At 54.2% G+C, this 18513-nt stretch carries 20 protein-coding genes and 1 pseudogene; 11 read left to right on the top strand and 10 right to left on the bottom strand.

The annotated features are described in order from the left end of the window. Nucleotides 1-266: 266 nt before the first annotated feature. Nucleotides 267-899 (bottom strand): tyrosine-type recombinase/integrase, encoded by a 633-nt coding sequence (locus tag C1J02_RS05320; RefSeq protein ID WP_114877653.1) that lies wholly within the window; start codon nucleotides 897-899, stop codon nucleotides 267-269. A 366-nt stretch (nucleotides 900-1265) separates the two neighbouring features. On the opposite strand from C1J02_RS05320, the gene C1J02_RS05310 reads away from it, so the two are divergent. The 3 genes and pseudogenes from C1J02_RS05310 to C1J02_RS05300 all read left to right on the top strand — a co-directional run. Beyond that, a complete protein-coding gene (locus tag C1J02_RS05310; RefSeq protein ID WP_114877651.1) occupies nucleotides 1266-2135 on the top strand; it encodes an NAD(P)-dependent oxidoreductase in 870 nt (289 codons plus the stop codon). A gap of 252 nt (nucleotides 2136-2387) precedes the next feature. Beyond that, nucleotides 2388-3182 (top strand): class I SAM-dependent methyltransferase, encoded by a 795-nt coding sequence (locus tag C1J02_RS05305; protein WP_162798240.1) that lies wholly within the window; start codon nucleotides 2388-2390, stop codon nucleotides 3180-3182. Between the two features lie 18 nt (nucleotides 3183-3200). After that, nucleotides 3201-3620 (top strand): annotated as a pseudogene (locus tag C1J02_RS05300) (IS30 family transposase); the annotation flags it as partial. Between the two features lie 40 nt (nucleotides 3621-3660). Here C1J02_RS05300 and C1J02_RS05295 read toward each other — a convergent pair. From C1J02_RS05295 to C1J02_RS05285, 3 genes are all read right to left on the bottom strand, one after another. After that, nucleotides 3661-4473: a GNAT family N-acetyltransferase gene (locus tag C1J02_RS05295; protein WP_162798239.1), complete on the bottom strand. Its 813-nt coding sequence runs from the start codon at nucleotides 4471-4473 to the stop codon at nucleotides 3661-3663. A gap of 227 nt (nucleotides 4474-4700) precedes the next feature. After that, nucleotides 4701-5345, bottom strand: coding sequence for a hypothetical protein (locus C1J02_RS05290; RefSeq protein WP_114877648.1), 645 nt, complete (start codon nucleotides 5343-5345; stop codon nucleotides 4701-4703). After that, complete coding sequence (locus C1J02_RS05285) at nucleotides 5330-5806, bottom strand: hypothetical protein (RefSeq protein ID WP_162798238.1); 477 nt, start codon at nucleotides 5804-5806, stop codon at nucleotides 5330-5332. Before C1J02_RS05285 ends, C1J02_RS05290 begins: the two co-directional genes overlap by 16 nt. A 97-nt stretch (nucleotides 5807-5903) precedes the next feature. Here C1J02_RS05285 and C1J02_RS05280 point away from each other — a divergent pair, with 97 nt between their 5' ends. Further along, nucleotides 5904-6647 (top strand): SDR family NAD(P)-dependent oxidoreductase, encoded by a 744-nt coding sequence (locus C1J02_RS05280; RefSeq protein WP_114877646.1) that lies wholly within the window; start codon nucleotides 5904-5906, stop codon nucleotides 6645-6647. 12 nt (nucleotides 6648-6659) lie between these two features. Here C1J02_RS05280 and C1J02_RS05275 read toward each other — a convergent pair whose 3' ends face one another. Further along, nucleotides 6660-7589: a ketopantoate reductase family protein gene (locus C1J02_RS05275; RefSeq protein ID WP_114877645.1), complete on the bottom strand. Its 930-nt coding sequence runs from the start codon at nucleotides 7587-7589 to the stop codon at nucleotides 6660-6662. A gap of 379 nt (nucleotides 7590-7968) precedes the next feature. On the opposite strand from C1J02_RS05275, the gene C1J02_RS05270 reads away from it, so the two are divergent. From C1J02_RS05270 to C1J02_RS05255, 4 genes are all read left to right on the top strand, one after another. After that, nucleotides 7969-8778, top strand: a complete 810-nt coding sequence (locus C1J02_RS05270; protein ID WP_162798237.1) for a class I SAM-dependent methyltransferase — start codon at nucleotides 7969-7971, stop codon at nucleotides 8776-8778. Between the two features lie 67 nt (nucleotides 8779-8845). After that, nucleotides 8846-9688 (top strand): class I SAM-dependent methyltransferase, encoded by an 843-nt coding sequence (locus C1J02_RS05265; RefSeq protein ID WP_114877643.1) that lies wholly within the window; start codon nucleotides 8846-8848, stop codon nucleotides 9686-9688. A 56-nt stretch (nucleotides 9689-9744) separates the two neighbouring features. Then, nucleotides 9745-10365, top strand: coding sequence for a histidine phosphatase family protein (locus C1J02_RS05260; RefSeq protein ID WP_114877642.1), 621 nt, complete (start codon nucleotides 9745-9747; stop codon nucleotides 10363-10365). Next, the gene (locus C1J02_RS05255) at nucleotides 10362-11171 is read left to right on the top strand and encodes a GNAT family N-acetyltransferase (protein ID WP_114877641.1); all 810 of its coding nucleotides are present in this window, start codon (nucleotides 10362-10364) and stop codon (nucleotides 11169-11171) included. The genes C1J02_RS05260 and C1J02_RS05255 overlap by 4 nt, the downstream gene beginning before the upstream one ends. Before the next feature lie 250 nt (nucleotides 11172-11421). On the opposite strand, the gene C1J02_RS05250 is transcribed toward C1J02_RS05255, so the two are convergent. Continuing rightward, nucleotides 11422-12222, bottom strand: a complete 801-nt coding sequence (locus tag C1J02_RS05250) for a glutathione S-transferase family protein (RefSeq protein WP_114877640.1) — start codon at nucleotides 12220-12222, stop codon at nucleotides 11422-11424. Nucleotides 12223-12226: 4 nt separating this feature from the next. Continuing rightward, the gene (locus C1J02_RS05245) at nucleotides 12227-12670 is read right to left on the bottom strand and encodes a cupin domain-containing protein (protein ID WP_114877639.1); all 444 of its coding nucleotides are present in this window, start codon (nucleotides 12668-12670) and stop codon (nucleotides 12227-12229) included. Between the two features lie 112 nt (nucleotides 12671-12782). Here C1J02_RS05245 and C1J02_RS05240 point away from each other — a divergent pair, with 112 nt between their 5' ends. Then, nucleotides 12783-13715, top strand: coding sequence for a LysR family transcriptional regulator (locus C1J02_RS05240; protein ID WP_114877638.1), 933 nt, complete (start codon nucleotides 12783-12785; stop codon nucleotides 13713-13715). A gap of 220 nt (nucleotides 13716-13935) precedes the next feature. Here the strand turns inward: C1J02_RS05240 and C1J02_RS05235 are convergent, their stop codons facing one another. Beyond that, entirely contained in the window at nucleotides 13936-14739 is an 804-nt protein-coding gene (locus C1J02_RS05235) for a class I SAM-dependent methyltransferase (RefSeq protein WP_162798235.1), read from the bottom strand. 95 nt (nucleotides 14740-14834) lie between these two features. Further along, a complete protein-coding gene (locus tag C1J02_RS05230; RefSeq protein ID WP_162798234.1) occupies nucleotides 14835-15269 on the bottom strand; it encodes a thioesterase family protein in 435 nt (144 codons plus the stop codon). Between the two features lie 123 nt (nucleotides 15270-15392). Between C1J02_RS05230 and C1J02_RS05225 the strand changes: the two genes are divergently transcribed. After that, a complete protein-coding gene (locus tag C1J02_RS05225) occupies nucleotides 15393-15611 on the top strand; it encodes a tautomerase family protein (RefSeq protein ID WP_114880389.1) in 219 nt (72 codons plus the stop codon). A 230-nt stretch (nucleotides 15612-15841) separates the two neighbouring features. Then, a complete protein-coding gene (locus C1J02_RS05220) occupies nucleotides 15842-16615 on the top strand; it encodes a methyltransferase domain-containing protein (protein ID WP_205389866.1) in 774 nt (257 codons plus the stop codon). Nucleotides 16616-17000: 385 nt separating this feature from the next. On the opposite strand, the gene C1J02_RS05215 is transcribed toward C1J02_RS05220, so the two are convergent. Continuing rightward, nucleotides 17001-18383, bottom strand: coding sequence for a transposase (locus C1J02_RS05215; protein ID WP_114877634.1), 1383 nt, complete (start codon nucleotides 18381-18383; stop codon nucleotides 17001-17003). Nucleotides 18384-18513: the final 130 nt, after the last annotated feature.

Here is an 18513-nt window from a genome sequence, read left to right as displayed (position 1 = left end):
CCGACGTTTGAAATGCATTTTTGATGGCGGGTCTGTCTGTGATCAGGGAGTTCAGATCGCTATCCATGCTGCACGCTGCGCCGACGGCCAGTCTCGACGCTGCAATGCAACTACGAGAATTGGGCTGCCGCAGCAAATATGGTGCTGCGAGTGCGCGCAGCGAAAATCTGACACTTCCGCAAAGGGCTCAGTCCTGCCGACCGCTGCGGGAACCATAAAGGCCTGGTCTTGATTGGCGAACGGCAATAGCCGCACGCCAACTTCGTTCAGATGTCGATCCGTTCAGCAATGCTTAGCGCATCTTCCAGCTCAACGCCCAGATAACGCACTGTGCTATCGACCTTCGTATGGCCTAACAAAAGTTGCACGGCGCGGAGGTTCCCCGTCTTGCGGTAAATCTCCGCAGCTTTGGTTCGGCGCATCGAGTGTGTTCCGTATCCGCTGGGTTCCAGGCCAATCGCTGTAACCCAGTCACGAACAAGTCGACCATATTGACGTGTTGAGATATGCGGGCGATCGTGGAAACGGCTCGGAAACATGAACCGGCACCCGATCATCTCAGGTGATCGCACCCACGCAATGACGGTATCTCTTGTGTTTTCAGTAAGTTCGAACTGAACGGGTTTCTTGGTTTTACTCTGGACTATTGAAACGCGTTCGCGAACGCGGTCATCTTTGACCAAATCGGCCACAGCGAGTTTGACCAGATCACAGCCGCGCAGTTTGCTATCAATCGCAACGTTAAACAGCGCAAGGTCACGAAGATAACCCGAAAGTTCAAGCCGCGCCCGGATGGCCCACACTTGTTTAGGAAGAAGGGGACGTTTTTGGCCGATGATCCGGCCCTTGTTCCAGGCTTTGTGTTTTGGGGTAACTGCGGGAAGTTGGACTCTTGGCATAATATGCCCTCCAATCCTCCCTCCAAACCCAGACATCAGCACCGCGCTGACAAAGAGAGAATAGCATCCAGCTGAATGGCCGTTATCCGAAGTTGTTGGAACCTTGTTTCTCTGCCAGTGCATTCGTCCGCACAGAGCCCACTCTGTGAATTTGATTTTCGCGCTGCATGTGCTCGCAGCATAGGAATTGCTGCAACCGCGCAGTTTTGCGTTTCGCAATGCACCGTAAAGACCGGCCGTTCATGCACATCGCAGCGAGGATGAGACGATCAAGGATCAAGTCGCGGACACAGCCGACCTTGGTCATCTTGCTGTTTGCGCATAGTGTCAGTGTATTCGTCTTGCATTTGCTATGGAGACTACGAAATGAGCGAAGTTACAATCTTTGGGCTTGGGTTGATGGGATTGGCGATTGCCAAAGCCTACCAAAAAGAAGGCATTCCTCTAACCGTTTGGAACCGCACAATCAAAAAAGCAGAGGCGTTGGCAGCCGAGAATGTCGCAGTCGCTCAATCGATTTCAGACGCGATCGTTGCAAGCCCGGTTTCAATCATCTGTGTAGACGACCCCAATTCGGTTCTTACCCTTTTTGGGCAAAGTCAGGTTGAGCCGCTGCTCGATGGTCGGACAATTATTCAACTCAGTACATGCCTGCCAAAACAGGTAAGAGAAGACCAAAGCTGGCTGGCTGGAAGACACGCTGAGTTTCTGTACGGAGCTATTCACTGTGCCCCCCAAGATTTGGGAACGAAAGACGGTAATATACTGATTTCTGGGCCTCCTTCTACCTACAAGCCGGTTGAAGGCCTCATTGGTCACCTAGGCGGGCAGATCGACTATCTCGGAGACGACATCGCCGCCGCGTCTACACTTGACCTGGCCTGGTTGTCGACCCGTTTCGGTGAGTTCATGGGAATGCTGCACGCTGCAAACCTTTGCCAATCGGAGGGGATTGAGCTTCAAAAATTCATTGCGATGTTTCCTGATGATGCACGCATTCAGCATCATGTCGGAACGATACGAGATGGCACTTACGATCAAAGAACGGCCACGTTATCCGTTTGGCAGGCATCGCTCGAACTGTTGAAGCAGCAAGCTACTGACGCTGGCATGGATGCCGAGTTTCCTAACCACGTTGGGGGCCTTTTCGAGAAGGCAATCAAAGCAGGCTACGGCGAAGAACATGTTATGGCTTTGTTCAAAGTTCTGAAGGGCAATGAAGGCACTGTCGATTGACAGTTTGGGCCTCAGAGCCGCCCGATGCCGATGCAGCGTCACCCGCGATGAAGGTGGTTTCGAACCAGTCGTTCGCCTTGTGGGCTAAGTAACGGATACGTCGCTGTTTTTTCGGATGTGCTGACATCGCTCTCATCGAGAGCCGGGTTTGAGGCACCGAGCCGCGAAATATGACTGCGAGCCCATTGTGGGCTAGGTTCGATCTATGCCCACGCATCGAATTTGACTATGATTAGACTTGGAGGGGTAGTCATGGGAGCATCAACATTCGCCGAGCGATACCAGTCAGTGCTCGTTCCGGTCATATTTGAGCCTTGGGCGAGCGAACTGATCCGCCGTGCCGAACCGGGAAATGGCGAACATATTCTCGACTTGGCGTGTGGGACCGGTGTAGTCACGAGGCAGATACCAAAACTCATTTCCAATCCAGGACGCCTCGTCGGCGTGGATCATAATGGCGCGATGCTCGACGTGGCGCGTGTTCTGGCGAAAGAAGCTGGCCTGGATGCCGAGTGGATTGAAGCAGATGCAGGTGCGTTACCGTTCAACGAAAACCAGTTCGATGTTGCGTTCTGTCAGCAAGCTCTACAATTCTTTCCCGATCGGCCCGCAGCTCTTTTGGAGCTGCATCGCGTGCTTAAACCTGGTGGCCGCGTTGCGTGCTGCGTTCAGCAAGAAATTGACCTTAACCCGATGCTGAAAGCACAGGCGGCAGCACTTGACGCCCATGTCGGAGAGAATGCAGGGAACGCTGTTCGTGCAATCTGTGGCCTGCCAGATGGTGATGAAATTCGCCGTCTTTTCGAGGATGCGGGCTTCCAGAACGTCGCGGTGCAATCGACAACCCTTACGCTGCAACATCCAGATGCGAGGGTATTTGCCCAAGGCGCAATGGGCGGAATGCACACCGGAGACAAGCTGTCAGGACTGGCAGATGGCGCTGTTGAGCGTGCTGTGGAAGCGTTCCTTTTGGGACTTGGCGATTGCCTCAATGGCTCTGCAATGCGCTTCCCCCATGTTTCGAACGTCATCACCGCGCGCGTGTAATGCCGCGAAGGCCAGGTCAGTTACATCGCCACACTGGTCCAGCGCCATTCCCGATTTGTGATGTTGGCGAAGGTCGAGAACAAGGACACCCAAAGCGTTATCACGGCCCTCATCAAGCAGGCGCGAAATCTGCCCAAGGAGCTCTACAAATCCCTGACTTGGGATCGTGGATCAGAGATGGCAGGGCATCGCAAGTTCACCATGGCCACCAAAATCGACGTCTATTTTTGTGATCCTCAGTCTCCGTGGCAGCGCGGCAGTAACGAAAACACCAACCGACTTCTCAGGCAGTACTTCCCGAAAGGCATAGATATATCAGGCTTCAGTCAGGCCGAACTCAGCGCGACCGCCCGCCACCTCAACGAGCGGCCCAGAAAGACCTTGCAATACCAAACCCCTGCAGAGAAATTTGAAGCCTGTGTTGCAGCCACCCCTTGAAACCGCAGGGCAGCTGTCCTTTAGAGGATAAACTAAAAAATCATCCTTTCGAAAGGGTCTGAGCATCAATGGCCAGTAAGTCCAACAAACCGGATGTCGAAAACCCGAGCTTCTTTGAGACTGCAATAGATGCTGCGTTTTCACTGAGTATTCCGGTCTCAAAGTTTGAGAGGCCGTACCGATCCGCCATTGAGACCATTGCCATAGCTCCAAGAACTTTGGCAATGCCGCGACCGCGCCATTCATCGCTGGTGGAGAGAAATCCCCACCACACCTTGCCTTGCTCGGACGGAGCACAAGTAGCCTGAACAAGGGCCGCAGCAAACCCAATCACTCTTCCATCGGAAGTCTTTGCAAAGAGGCAAACGGCTGGGCCAGCGTCACCACGCAAGAACGCTGAGGACGGCAACAATATCCCACAGGACTGAGTTAGATCATCAATCTTGTCGAATTCCTCATCAGACGTATTGATCCCAATCTCGTACACGGTGAGTTCGGTTGGCAGGGCGCTGTTGCGCAAGAAATCCCTGGACATGGTGACACCTAGTTCGTCGGCGCTCCAACGTTGTTGGACCTCCACAGAAAGGTCCGCACTCTCGATTTCGGAAATGCGCGCCTCAATAGTTTCCGGTGTCAGTTGGGGAGATGGGCCAAGTCCCTGAAGTCTAGCGAGGGCGATCTGAGCCCCCACGTCTACTGCACGTCGCTTCAGAAGCCCGACTGCACGCCCATGAAAGCAGTAGCTCGGATCGTCTTTGACAATCTGCCACAATAAATCTGCTCTGCGTTCGAGGCCCTGTTGCTCAACCGTGCCAAAATATCTGTTCCGGCCTGACATATGGATAAATCGCACAATTCGACCTTGCTGTCACCTAGTTGCAAATAAACAGTGAAATCTCGGTGAGGCCGTTGCTATTAGAAAGTTCCTTGGCTCACTCTCTTATCGTCTGCTTTGCCTAGTGCGCCAGCCAATCGCTGACCCTGATAGTTAGGCAACTATGGGCGGCGGTCTCAACGGATCTACGCAACACCTTAATCTTTGTGCAAAGCGGACTAAGCAGCCCTTAGTATTTGCGGTTCTCATGCAAAAAAGAAGAACAGTGGAATTGGTGCTACAGCGCATAACACTACCCCCAGGAATTGCCAAAAGCCAAACAAACCTGATGCTCCAGCAACGAAGGCTAGTCCTCCTCCTCCGCCTAGCAACGAGTTGCCTGGGGTGTTCAACGCAACAGCCAACAGCGCGTATCTGTGTTTCAACAGTTTTTGTCCGATCCTTGATGGGACGATTGAAGACAAGGCGATTAGGCGTTCATCTGGCGTAACGGCATCTAGCTGTACGACAAAGCTTGACGCTTTTTTCAATCCAAGCCATTCCATTGCGCGGCCGATGAATGAGAGTGGAACCAACCTTGCGAGGGTGTAAGAGACAAGCAGCGCCCCCACCATTCCCAGATAGACCAATGGTGCAATGGGACCGCCAAATAGCAACAAAAGCGCAAAACCTATCTCCGCACCGGGGACAAAGGGTAACGCTGCCAGAACGATGAATGCGATGAATGCTGTCATGACGATGCGGTGTATCATCAGCTCGTTCATTGGGCGCATCTCGGGGACTGTCATTTCTTTCAGGGCGTCGCCCAGAAACCATCCGCCGAGGAGGAGTAACCCATAAAGAACAATAGCTTTCCGCTTTTCCCAAAGCCGCGTCAAAAACGGGCGCATAAGGGATTGCCGTCAGGGTCTATGGTTTGCATGTCCTGACGGGTTTTGGAAAGCGACACGGTTAGCACGGGTTCCGAAAGCGCACCGACAAACATGATTTCGCGTGTGGATGTCCAATACCAGCGGCGGCGTTCCCAAACGACAGAAACAACGACGGAGCCATCGTCTTTCAAGACCCCCACGTAGTCAAAGCGTCCACGGCTTTCGCTTTCAAGGGTGCCAGTAAAACGGACGCCTTCTGCAGTTTCCTCAGCCTGATAAACGCCAGGAACAAACCCACAACGGGTACAGATCTGGGACCAAAAATGTCCATCGTCGAAGTAGAGATTATCCGGCAAGTCGGGATTTTCTGCGGGACCGATCATGCCTGAAAAAGTTTTGCCGTCTAACAAGCCTTCCGCATTGCCAAAAGGAGCCCAAACAAAGGCTAGGAAGAAGATCAAGGCCAATGACTTATACATGCTTTCCGCCGACAACTCCCTACTGCTTTTCCCAGTTAGCTTAAGCATCAATGGAAATGTGCGCAATTCATTGCTTTGGTAGGGGGGTCGGTGGTGTTTGGATCGTTTGGGCACAAAAGGGCTCGGAGCAGTCACTCTCTGCACCTTCGGGCCGGGCCTTGGGGCGGCCTATGCGGAGGTTTTCCAAAATGATGGTTATGATCTTGCCCTCCTGAGCAGGTCAGGTGCGGAGTTTGAAGGCAACAAAGACAACAATACTTCAATGAAGGCCTATGCCTGTGACGCGGGAAACCCTGAAAGCCTAAGGGATGCTCTAATGTCCGCTCAGAGTGACCTCGGCAAGATTGACGTGGTCATTTACAATGCCGACCTCGCCCAATTCGGAACACTCGATGACGTGTCTGAGGTCGAATTTGAGCAAAGTTGGCGCGTGGGGGCATCGGGTCTTTTCACATCGGCTAAACTCCTTGGCCCGCAGATGGCCGAACGCGGTTCAGGTGCAATCATAGTGTCAGGCGCTACAGCGTCGTTACGAGGGAACGTTTGGACCACCGCCTTTGCGCCCTCAAAATCAGCCCAACGAGTTTTGGCAAATGCCCTTGCGAAACAGCTAGGGCCGAAAGGGGTCCATGTGGCTTATTTGGTGATTGATGGCGTCATTGATACGGCGGAAACTCGTACCAACTTTGCACCAAATGAGCCTGATGAATTTTTCATCAATCCTATGCACATCGCAGAAACGGCGCTGATGCTAGTAAAACAGGACAAGTCTGCATGGACATTCGAACTCGACATTCGTCCGTTCGGCGAAAAAATGGTAGGTAAATTGCTCGTACCTTGACCGTATTGCTTACTACACGGACTTTCGCGCACCATGCCGGTGCGGTAATAGGAGCGCATACAAAGCCTCATTGATTGGGGCTTTTATTCCGGCCTTTTTCGCGAGCCTGACCGCAGCGCCTGAAATCCATTCGATTTCCAGCGGCCGACCATTCTCAAGGTCAATCGCGGTGGACGCTCGCATACTAGTTGGAAGGCCACTCGCCGCAGTCCAGGTTCGGCTTTCAATGTCAGAGCTCAGGGAGACCCCCAACGCACGCCCAATTGCGGCAGTCTCCGCAACAACTTGGCGAAATAATTCGCCCAACTCTGGTATAGAAACGATATCGCCTATGGTGCATCGTCCCGCCGCCGTAACACCGGATACGGCAGAAAACAGCACGAACTTGGACCAGACATCACGTTCAATGCTATCGGTGACCGGTGCTGTGGAACCAGCTTTATTTATTGCCTGCCGCAAGGAATCAATTCTTCCTGACGGCTTGCTGTCACGCTCCGCGAACGTGAAGACATTGAATTCGCCAGTCTTCTTGATGACACCAGCAGTTGCAATCGTGGTGGACACCTGAGCCATTCCGTTTGCGACATTCCGTTCGGGTAGAATATCGAGCAATCGGTCAGATGCCTCAACACCGTTTAGGAATGGCACCACCACTGTGTCCGGGCCCAGCATGGGGAGGCAGGCACGGGCCGCTGCCTCCAATGCATCGCCTTTGACACCGAAAATAATTGCATCGACTTCACCAACTTCTGACGGGTCATCAGTCGCAATCCAGGGATGGGCGAGTTCAGTGCCAGAAGTGTCCAAGAGGGTGAGGCCATTTTCTACGATTGCGGCGAGGTGGTCGCCGCGAGCGATGGTGGCGACTTGATGTCCGCTATTTGCGAGCTTGACAGCAAGGAACCCTCCAATTCCACCCGTTGCCATCGTCGCAATCCGCATTTCAATCTCCCCCAATGACCAGCACGTTTGTCCAATCTACCACCCGGACATGTTTCCGTCCAATAAGATTGGGTTTTGCCTGGCGAGTTGTTTGCATTGGGCTCGCAGTCCTATTTCGCGGCGCGGTGCCTCAACACCGGCTGTCGAGGTGGGGATGTCAACGCATCCGAGAAAATAGTTAAATCTTAGATGTCTAGGTCGTTGGGTAAACGGCTGGGTCAAGACTGCGCTCATCATCGGTGATGCCGCACTGGCTTTGGGCAACTCTGAGCCAGAAGTGCAGAATGTTGTGTTGTCAATAATGGCCGCTCACGCATTTATTCGCCAAAACGCTTTATTTCTTGTAGCCTCCCCCACAGCGAGATTTGCGGGAGGAAGCATGGCGAGCTTTAAAGAATTGGAACATCAAGGATGGGCTGAGAAGGCCCGCTTCTACGACCATCACTTTGCGGGTGTAACCCGACAGGCGATTGACCCGTTGCTTGCGGGATTGGGTGATATCTCTGGGTGTCGTTTGATTGACATCTGTTGTGGCACTGGGGATCTGGCTGAAGCTGCTGCTCTTGCTGGTGCAAAAGTGACGGGCGTGGATTTTGCAGAACCGATGATCGACATTGCTCGGTCACGTGTGCCGTCAGCAGTGTTTGAAGTCGGGGACGCCGAAAAGCTGTACTTTGAAGACGCGATATTTGATGCGGCGACCTGTGCTTTTGGGCTGTGGCACGTCGCTGATCCGGACAGCGCCATTTCCGAGGCCGCCCGCGTGCTGAAGCCGGGCGGGTCCTATTCCTATACCGCTTGGCTTCCACCTGACGAAGGGTGGGACATGATGGGCCTGTTGATGACCGCAATCAACAAACACGGTACGATGGACGTCGATTTACCGCCCGCCCCGCCGCCGTTTCGATTTGCACAGGCCGCAGAAGCAGAAAAGGTGCTTTTGGCCTCCGGCTTCGTTTCGGCCACCTGTCAAAAGAAGGTCGCCATCTGGCGCGGCCAGACTGGCGACGACTTGCTCGATTTACTTTACAAGGGAATTGTCCGTGCGCCCATGCTCATTGATGCGCAGGCGTCAGACGCCAAGCAGGCAATAATCAACGATATCAGAAATGGCGCTGAAGCATTTCGTGACGACGAAGGGATCAAGATGCGTTGGCCCTATCTGTTGGTTTCCGCAACCAAACCCTAGCGGTATCGTGTCGGGGGTGCACAGGCATGAATGCCTGCTAAGTTGTTCAAAACAGGGGTGGCAGATCATGGAAGCAAACAAAGCGCAGGCTGATTATTGGGCTTCACCCGCAGGCCTGAAGTGGATCGAACACGAACGTGCGCTGGATACGGCAATGGCGGGTATGTTGGAAATGATGCTGGATATGGTTGACATTATCTCGACGGACCACATCCTCGACATTGGCTGTGGAACCGGAGCAAGCACCATTGAAGCCGCCAGACGCGCTCCGGCTGGCAAAGTCCTTGGGGTAGATATCTCTGATCCGCTTCTCGCACGCGCTGCCCAAAGGGCGAAAGCGGTTGGAGTACAGAACGCGTCATTCCTGCTGGCTGATGCCCAAACCCACGATTTTTCGCCTCAGCACTTCGATGTTCTGGTCTCGCGATTGGGAATGAGCTTCTTTTCAGACACCGTTGCGGCTCTGAAGAACCTGTCCAATGGACTGAAAGATCATGGCAGAATGGTCTTTGTTTGCTGGGCTTCGGTGGCGCAGAACCCGTGGTTCGATATCCCCAGAAAAGCGGCGGAGGAAAGACTAGGGGCACAGCCAAAAGGAGACCCGACAGCACCTGGCCCTACCGCATTTCAGGACTGTGATCGTGTCGCCGATCTCATGGCTCGGGCGGGCCTCTCCAACATCGAAGCAATCCCGGTAGACATCGTTCTCACACCCCCCGGAGGGGTTGCAAGTGCTGCGCGCGCTGCCAGCAAGGTCGGCCCCGCGGCGCGCATCATGAAAGCCTACTCGGGGTCAGAAGCAGATGAGGCGGCGATTGAAAGCGCCGTGATGGCGGCCTTCGGGAAGTTCTCCGAGGGAGATACAGTACGGGTTCCGGCTGTGGTGAACCTCTTCTCTTGTTCACGATGAAATGGTCATCCAATCGCTGCCGCCCGTATGGCTATTCGCCAAGGTGAAATTGCAGCATGCTGAAAGACGAAGGCGAAAGGTTAAGAATGATACTTTTGTTGCGTCACGGGGAAACCAAATTGAATGTGCAAGGGCGCTTGCAAGGTCGGAGCCAGGCCGCGCTTACAGCAGCTGGACGATCCTTCGCCCAAGAAACTGCCCGCGTGATATCTCGAGAGGTTGGAGATGGCGATTGTGCGGTATTCACTAGCCCCTTGACCAGAGCTTTGGAAACCACCGAAATCATCTTGGCGGAACTTTCAGGTGTAAGAAAAACGGTGACGGATGAACGAATATCCGAGATCGATTTTGGGACATGGGACGGGCTTACCTACGATGAAATCGACGCGGAATGGCCCGGTGCGCGCGATGGGGGCTTGCCCGGCGAATGGTATTTCAACGCACCCGGAGGTGAAGGTTTTGATGCTTTTCAGTTTCGCCTTGCGCGTTTTATGGAAGACGTGACCAAGGACCCAAACGAACATAAGATTATCGTTTCGCATGGATTGGCAGGCAGGGTGTTGCGGGGAATTCACGCTGATTTGTCCAAGCCTGACATCATGTCTCTGCCGGTGCCCTCGAGGGCGTTCTTTATTTTGCAAACAGACGGCGGCATTCAGGAGGTGGCGGTAGAATGATCATCGAAACAGATCGGCTTATTCTGCGGCCGGTAGCCAAGCAAGACACCCAAGACATCGCGCAGGTGGTTTTTTCAGACCCGAATGTCGTGGGAATGCTGGCGCATGACATCAGAACGCCAGAAAGCGCTATCGCGGAATCCGAGCGCTGGACCTCGATCATGGGGATCGATGGCGACGGTGGCATTTGGGATGATGGTGGGATGGGCCTTTTTGCGGTCGTACCCAAATCCGATCAAGCCTTGGCAGGCGTTACAGGCTTTTACATGGAACGCAGCGAACACCAGCGCTGGAACGGCGAATATTTCTATGCATTGGGAACTCGATGGCATGGTCGCGGGCTTATGAGCGAAGCTGCTGACGCACTGGGTGAGAGACTTCGTTCCCTTGACGATCTGGGGGTCATCTATGCCGGCTACTGGGACATGATAAACGAAGCCTCCGGACGCCTTCTTCGTCGCACTGGATTGAAGCCCGAAGGGCGAAAGTCGGTGATCGAAGAATATGGCGTCGATCGGTGCCGATTGATATTTGATTTCGATCTTTGGCGGCTCTCAAACGCGGCGCTGGGTGATGTGCGAGATTCCATCTTGACCCAAGTTGCACGGCGCGCAGGCGCATTCGTTGCAGAGGACATCATCACCAAGGATGAAGTCCTAAACTCGCTGAAAGACAGATACGGATCGCCATCACTGACCCGCGATGCAGTAACGATGCTGGAAGCGTCCATCAAACGCCCTGGCATGGCGTATCTGGAAATTCGTGGGGCGGGCAACAGTGACGCACCACAAAACCGCTTAAAGTGAGTGTGGAATCGCTCCTCATAACTGGCAAGTTGCCTGACACCAGACTTCTGCCACTAGGAGACCTTCGAACGTTAAGGGGCAATTCAGCTATGTCCCGCGTTTTTCCAGTTCGTGCGCGGTGCAGCGAAAGGTGCTGTTTCCTGAACCAGCCACTCGTGATCAGCGCAGCTAAGGTGCAAGAAGAGCTCAAAGTCACCAATGCTGCAATCTGAGCGATTGCCTGACTACGAGTTGCTACCGGTTCGATGGATCAGGCAATGAGGCCGAGCGTGCCATCGCTGACCGTTCCGGCATACTTGTCCTTGGGGGGCATCGGTCTTGACTTCCAACCGGGCTCGAATGCGAAGCTGGAAACGGTGCGTCCCTCCGGCAGGGCGCCATTTCCTGCGCCAAGCGCGTAGTCGTAGTAGAGCTTGACGATCTCCTCTTCGACCACCTGCTCTGTCGCGGGATGGGCCATACACGCATTGCGCCAAGCCCGAACGCGGTCATAGGCGCTGCCTGCTGGTAGCTCGAAATCCTCGTAGTAGTCCAAGAACCAGAAGCGTTTGAACATCGGTGTGAAGACGGCCTCTGCCAGACCGAAGTCCTCAAACAGGTAAGTACCTTTCGGGTTCTGATCGACGAGGAAATCATTGATGTCCCGGTAAATCGCCAGCAATTTTTCCAGATGCTCATCCCGACGCGCGCGGTCCTGGTTCATGACGAAAAGATAGCCTGCCATCGTGAAGGGGCCTTCGCGGGCAATGAGCATCGATTCAATCGCGTGTTCGAGGGGATCGCTTCGGCGCAGCGGGGGGCCGTCCAGGGCCTCATCAAGATAGCGCAAGATCACCAGGCTCTCTTTCAGGATGCGACCGTCAATGGTTTCCAACACCGGTAAGGCGGTCGTGCCACGGGTCTTGGCCAGCAATTCGGGATCGCGCGGTTTGGTGATGTCCACGACCCTGAATTCGACCGCGTCCGTCTGCCCTCGCAGGGCCAACAGGATTTCCAGGCGCTGTGAAAAGGGGCAGACGGGAATGTGGTAAACGATATGTTTTTCTGTCATTTGGTCAGTCCAGTGGTGGGCCGGTGAAGGCCATATTGTGCTGCTTTGCGGATTTTTCGATGGCAGGCATGTCTTCCGGGATGCGGTACTGGCCAGCCGCCATATCCGCAAAGAACCCCTCGAAACCACCAGGTGTGAGGATCACCAGATGGCGGCACGGCTTATCGCCAACGACCTTGAAGGTATGCTCCTTGCCCCGGGGAATGAAGACACTTTCGCCCGCGCCTGCCGTGAATTCGTCACCTTCCAGCCAGAACTTGCAGGCCCCGGTCATGATCACGAAAGTTTCGTCCTCGTTCTTATGCACATGACGTGGGGGGCCGCTCCCTGCCGGAGACCAGCTATCCACGATGGACATTGATCCGCCGGTTTGTTCGGGGGTCAGGATCGTCTTGTATTGAACACCGAGCCATTCGATGGCTCCGTCGATTTGGGCCAGATCTTTCATCGTCTCTCTCCCTTGGCAGTGGATTGAAACGAAAGCGCTTTCGTTGACATAAGCCTACTGGAAGGCCAACCTATCAGGCAAATCGCATTATCCGATAAAGGATATCGCCTAGGTGAATTTCGCAACGCTCGACCTGAACCTTCTTCGCGTGCTTGACGCCCTCTTTCGCGATGGATCAACCGTCAAGGCGGCCGACAGGCTGGCCATGTCGCAATCTTCAGTCTCGGGAGCTCTCTCCCGTCTGCGCCATGCATTGGGTGATCAACTTTTCATCCGGCAGAGCAACCGGTTGGTCGCCACAGACTATGCGGCGGGACTCGAAGCCGGGTTGAGAGAAGAGCTTGAGCGTCTGGAGGCGTTGCTCACCCGACCGGCTGCTTTTGACCCACAAACCGCCGAAGGCACTTTCAGGATTGCAGCAAGCGACTTTTTCGCCGAGCTTTTGATGCCGCCCTTGGGTGATCTCCTACAGAAATCAGCGCCACACATCAGGGCGCAGCTCGTCGATCTTGTTCCCAACGATTACGTGGCAAGCCTTGAACGGCGCAACGCCGACATCGCGCTGATCCCCGACCTGGCGCTGCCGGAATGGGTCAACCGGGAGCCTTTGTTCAGTTCTCCGTTCCACGTGATCGCGCGCGCAGGCAATCCAGGCACCGCGGAACTGAAGGATGGGATGCACATGCCGATGGACGTCTTCTGCGCGCTTCATCACGTCCTGTTTTCTCCCGAAGGCAACTTGACCGCGATGGGTGATGCAGCCCTAAACCGGGTCGGAAAAAGCCGACAAGTTGCGATGACCGTTCCCGTCTTCAGCGGCGTCTGCCGCGCGGTGAGCGAAAGCGACCTCATTGCGCTCGTGCCTGCGCAACTGGCATCGAAGGTAGCCAATTCATTCCGGCTATGTGTGTTTGAGCCGCCGATGGAGATTGATCCGGCGCTGATCATTGGCATCTGGCACAAGCGATCCGACAATAACCCAATGGCCAGCTGGATGCGAAGGCAGGTCTTCAGTCTCATGACGGCATTGGATGTAGATACATAGTCAGCCTGATCACAAAGGTATTTGCTGCCCTATTTCGAAATGACGGGAAGAACGCCAGATTTGGCACAGCCTCATGTGCCAATGCGGACATTGTAACAAGCATGGCAAAGGGCAGCAAAGCCCCGCGCCTTTTCAGTTGGTGCGTGTTGCAGCGAACGGCACGCCGAATTGGACCCGCCGTTCGTTGAAGGTGCTTCCCTGAATGGTGCCCCCTAAGAGTTCACACCGAACGCGATGCTACAACGACGTTGGCGCTATGGGGGAAACGCAGCGCTGCACCATCATAGCAGGTTCCAAACCCTTTTAGGATGTCGTCGTGCAGTGTCGCTCTGTCAGCGGGGGTCATTACCGCTATGCGGTCGGCAACCGGAGTGGCCATCATCAATCCGTTCACAAATGCGGACCCATCTTCAGCTTCAAGATCAAGAACAACTTTCTCAACGGCGACCTGCCCGAAACCTGCGCTTTCGAATACAGAACGCATCTCATCGGGATCGGGAAAACCGCAAACGGCACGGATCGCCCCGGTTGTTTCTTCGCCAAAATGCCTGCCAAAGACGGTAACCTGTGCCTGCATTAAAGGATTTTCCTCCAACCCACGCGCCGTGCAAAACACAGCCTGGCCACCTGGCTTTATGACCCGCAAACACTCGGACAGCGCGCCGAGCTTGTTTGGAAAGAATTGAAGGCCTTGCTGACATATGACGGCATCAAAACTTTCATCCTCGAAAGGCAGGTCTTGTGCATCTGCCGAATGGAAAGTTGCGTCCAGCCCTGCCGAGCGTTCTTCTGCAATGGCCAACATACCAGGATTGATGTCACCGCCTGTCGTCATGACACCTGACCGAGTTGCCAGTCGCGCGACAATGCCTGTTCCGCACGCAAGGTCGAGAAGACTGTCGCCGGAAGCAAGGCCCGCGCGCTCGATCAGGTGATTGGCCCACGGCGCAAAAATGACGGGTACGAGGTATTCTTCGTATCGTTCGGCCATGTTGCCGCTGAGTTGCCATTCCGTGTTCGTCATGTCTTCCCTCCCCTCAGTTCTGAACATTCAAATCTTCTTCGCATTGTCTTTTTGCAGCCACGCATTCTGCCATCAGATGAAGTGAAGGCTATATCCTATGTCTGTTGGGGGGCGTCTTCCTGCCAGGCGTCCGCCCTCTTTCGGACTTCATCCGGAATGTCCGCTGCTCTGCGTGTTTCCAGACTCAGCATCACACATTTGAACACCGTTTCAAACGCGGTTGCATCGTCTTCGGACCTTACAAGCCGGTGCCGGAATGTGATGGATTTGGCACCCATCTCAATGATTGATGTCTCCAGTCGAATTGAATCTCCTGCAGACAACTCAGATCGAAAATCGCTTTCGGCATGTACGACTGCAAACGACAGCCTGCGACCCGAGCGCATGTCGCTGGCTGTCAACCCCATCTCTGATTGAATGGCGATAACACCGTCTGAACAGGCGGCAAAGTATCTCGAAGCATTCATGTGACCCAGAAAATCACAATCTGCAGGGTCAACGACAGAGCGGAAGGAAATCATGGCAGTCATTCTCGGGCACCTTTCAGTTTTGGTTGGCAATTTTACACGGAGGAACATCATCTGTCATGTTGCGTGCCAGACGATCTTTCAATTGATCGATCTTCTGCAAGACCACAAACAAAGGAGAAGGCGATGCCATCCATCGATATCCAAGTTCTAGAAGGTGTATTTTCGGCGGAGGAGAAAGCCGAGATCATCCGAAAGGTGACAGACGCATTTGGCGAAGTCGCGGGTCAGACTGTCAGGGCCGGAACGTCCGTCCGCGTACATGAAGTGAACAGCGGTTCGTGGGGTTACGCCGAAAATATCCTGACAACCGAAGATGCTTTGGAGATGCGCGCACGCGATTGATCAAGCGCCCTGATTTGGAAACATACCAGCCCCGCCTTGGGACGCAGAATTATTGCGCTGACGCAAGACGTTTTTTGGCGTGAGTTGCACACACGACGACAATTTCTACAGCTTGAGCTAGACTGGAAAGCAGCCGACTGGCGAGCATCGTACAGCACACAATCAATCGAAGAGGCGCGAAACCAATGGCAGACGATCCATACCGAATTGCAGATCAGGTCGATAGCAATATGCTGGAAATGATGGCGTCTCGGCTTGAAGCGCGCGGGAAAGACACGCGGTTTCTGGGCATGATTGACGACTATCTAGACGCGGTAAGCGTTACGGACGCACAACAGGTTCTAGATCTCGGCTGCGGAACGGGAGTCGTCGCCCGCAGGATTGCGGGCCTAGATGGGTTCGCCGGTCAAGTAACAGGCATCGATCTCAGCCCTCAGTTGGTGGCCAAGGCCTGCGATCTGGCAACGTCGGAAGGACTCTCGAGTAAGACGACATTCGAAGCCGGCGATATACGAAGCCTTGTTTTTGAGGGCAGTCGGTTTGACGTAACGGTTCTGCACACGTTGATCAGCCATCTCGACAATCCCGTGGTCGCGCTTCAGGAAGCGGCCCGGGTTACGCGAGCAGGCGGTGCGATTGTGATTTTCGACGATGATTACGCGTCGTCAACGCTTGAGACTGCTGACGCGGGACGGGCCGCTGAAATCGACAATGCGATGATTGAAGCCACGGTAACGCAACCTCGGGCCATGCGAAGGCTGCCGCGAATGGCAAAATCGGCAAGACTGTCGATTGAAAGATGTTTTTCGTATTTGATAGCCGAAGTCGGAAAGCCGGATTTTTTCGCTGGCCTTGTCGACACGATCGGTCCGATGCTTTTGAGTGCAGGCGTATGCTCAGAGGACGAGGCAGATGCCATTGCTGCCGATTTGAAAGCCGCTGTTGTAGAGGGCACATTTTTCGGCGCGTGTAATTACTACGGATACGTTTTTCGAAAGTCTTGAACGACTGCTTTTTGCGCTGCGCTGCTGCAAACCAAGGTAAATTAAGTTGGGCGTCACTTAATCACCGCGCGGATCTTACATAGCGGCCATGTCGCGAAGCGCAGAAACCAGCCATTTGGCGAGCTTGACACAAAGCCCGCTCCGTCCCGCGACCTGTAAGTTCGACGCCTGATCCATGCTGCAGGCCGCACTAATGGCCGTTTCTCTTGCTGCGCAACGGCATAGCGATTTTTGCTCACGCCGCATTTTTCGTGCTGCGAGCGCACGCAGCGCGAAATCAAGACTTTCGCTATGGGCTGATTTCGTTGAAAAACCCGCTGTTTTCGGCGTTGCTTTCTGAGCTAGTGCGTTGATTTTTTTGAGGGTCCGATGTTTGGTCCTGTTCTTAGCCAGTGGCGGGGACCATTGGCTTGAGTTTTGCCAGTTTCCGGAGGTTCTGGGCGGTGGCAGCGAGGGTAAATTCGTCTTGGACGCCACATGGTCCTCGTAGTCGGACGCGAGCCAAGCCGAGGATGCGTTTGAGATGTGCAAACAACATCTCGACCTTTTTGCGCCGTCTCTGAGCCGTTGGATTGAAGTCGGAGGCTGTGCACAGTCGGGCGAAGTCCCTGACGATCTCGTATTCTTCTCGGTTGACGGAGCGCGTTGCTGTGTTTGGGCAGCATTTGGGCTTTGATGGACATGTCTGGCAATCGAGTTTCAGGCTGCGATACTGTCGGCGGCCAGCCTTGGCTTTGTGCCTTTTGGGGTCAGAGTAATTTCGCCGGGTATGACGCAGCTCTTTTCCTTCCGGGCAAATGTATCGGTCATTGTCTTCGTCCCAAGTGAAGTCAGACCGCGACCAAGTGCCATCCTTGCGCTTTGAATGGTCAAAGACAGGGATGAACGGGAGAATTTTCCGTTTGAGCGTTAACCAAACGAGATTGTCAGACGAACCGTAAGCCGTATCCGCCGCAACCCAATCCGGCTTCAGGCCAAAGCGGTCTTCTGTGCGATCAATCATTTTGCGCATCGCACCGACCTCTGCCTGCCGGATCGACCGGCTGACGTCCACATCCATGATGATCCCGTGATCTGTGTCGATGAGGTAATTGTCTGAATACGCAAAGAAAGCGGGGCCTTTACGCGCGGCAGTCCATTGGCTGGCCGGATCGGCATGAGCGGTGAACTTGGGTGTTGTCTCGCTGGCACCACCAAAGGCTGCGTCGTCAAGAACGTCGAGGTATTCACGCACCGCGCGCGGCGCATCTGCTGCTGTGACCTCCCGAGCGGCCCAGTCTTGTGGGTTGCTGGAATTCTGCTTCTGAACATCAGCGCTGATCAAGCTGGCATCGACGGCGAAGCCTTCGCCACCAACAAGGCCCTCTTCTATACAGCGCGCAACTGTTGTCTCGAAAACATGACGCAGCAAGTCACTCTCGCGGAAACGGCCGTGGCGGTTCTTTGAAAAGGTAGAATGATCAGGAATGCGATCGCTTAAATCGAGGTGGCAAAACCAGCGATACGCCAAGTTCAAGTGCACCTCTTCACAAAGGCGGCGTTCAGACCGGATACCGAAGCAATAACCGGCCAGTAACATTCGGATCAGCAACTCTGGATCGATCGACGGGCGGCCTGTGTGACTATAGAAATTTGCCAAATGCCCCCGAATACTGCTGAGATCAAGATGTCGGTCAATCGAGCGCAATAGATGATCTTGTGGAACATGATCTTCCAGCGAGAACTCATAGAACAACGACCCTTGCGCTTCCTGCTTCGGTCCCATCATCGCCAATCCTCCCGCTCAATACAGGAATTGAATCAGCGACTTGCCTACGGATCAAGGAATAGTTTTTCAACGACATCGGCTCATTGCTGCCGTTAGCCGCGGAAGAAACGAAGGTCGGCTTCTTGGTTTG

This window comes from Sulfitobacter sp. SK011, from assembly GCF_003352065.1.
Classification (GTDB): domain Bacteria; phylum Pseudomonadota; class Alphaproteobacteria; order Rhodobacterales; family Rhodobacteraceae; genus Sulfitobacter.
The sequence above is the reverse complement of the archived record's forward strand: the minus strand, read 5'-3'. Positions and strand labels throughout refer to the sequence as shown.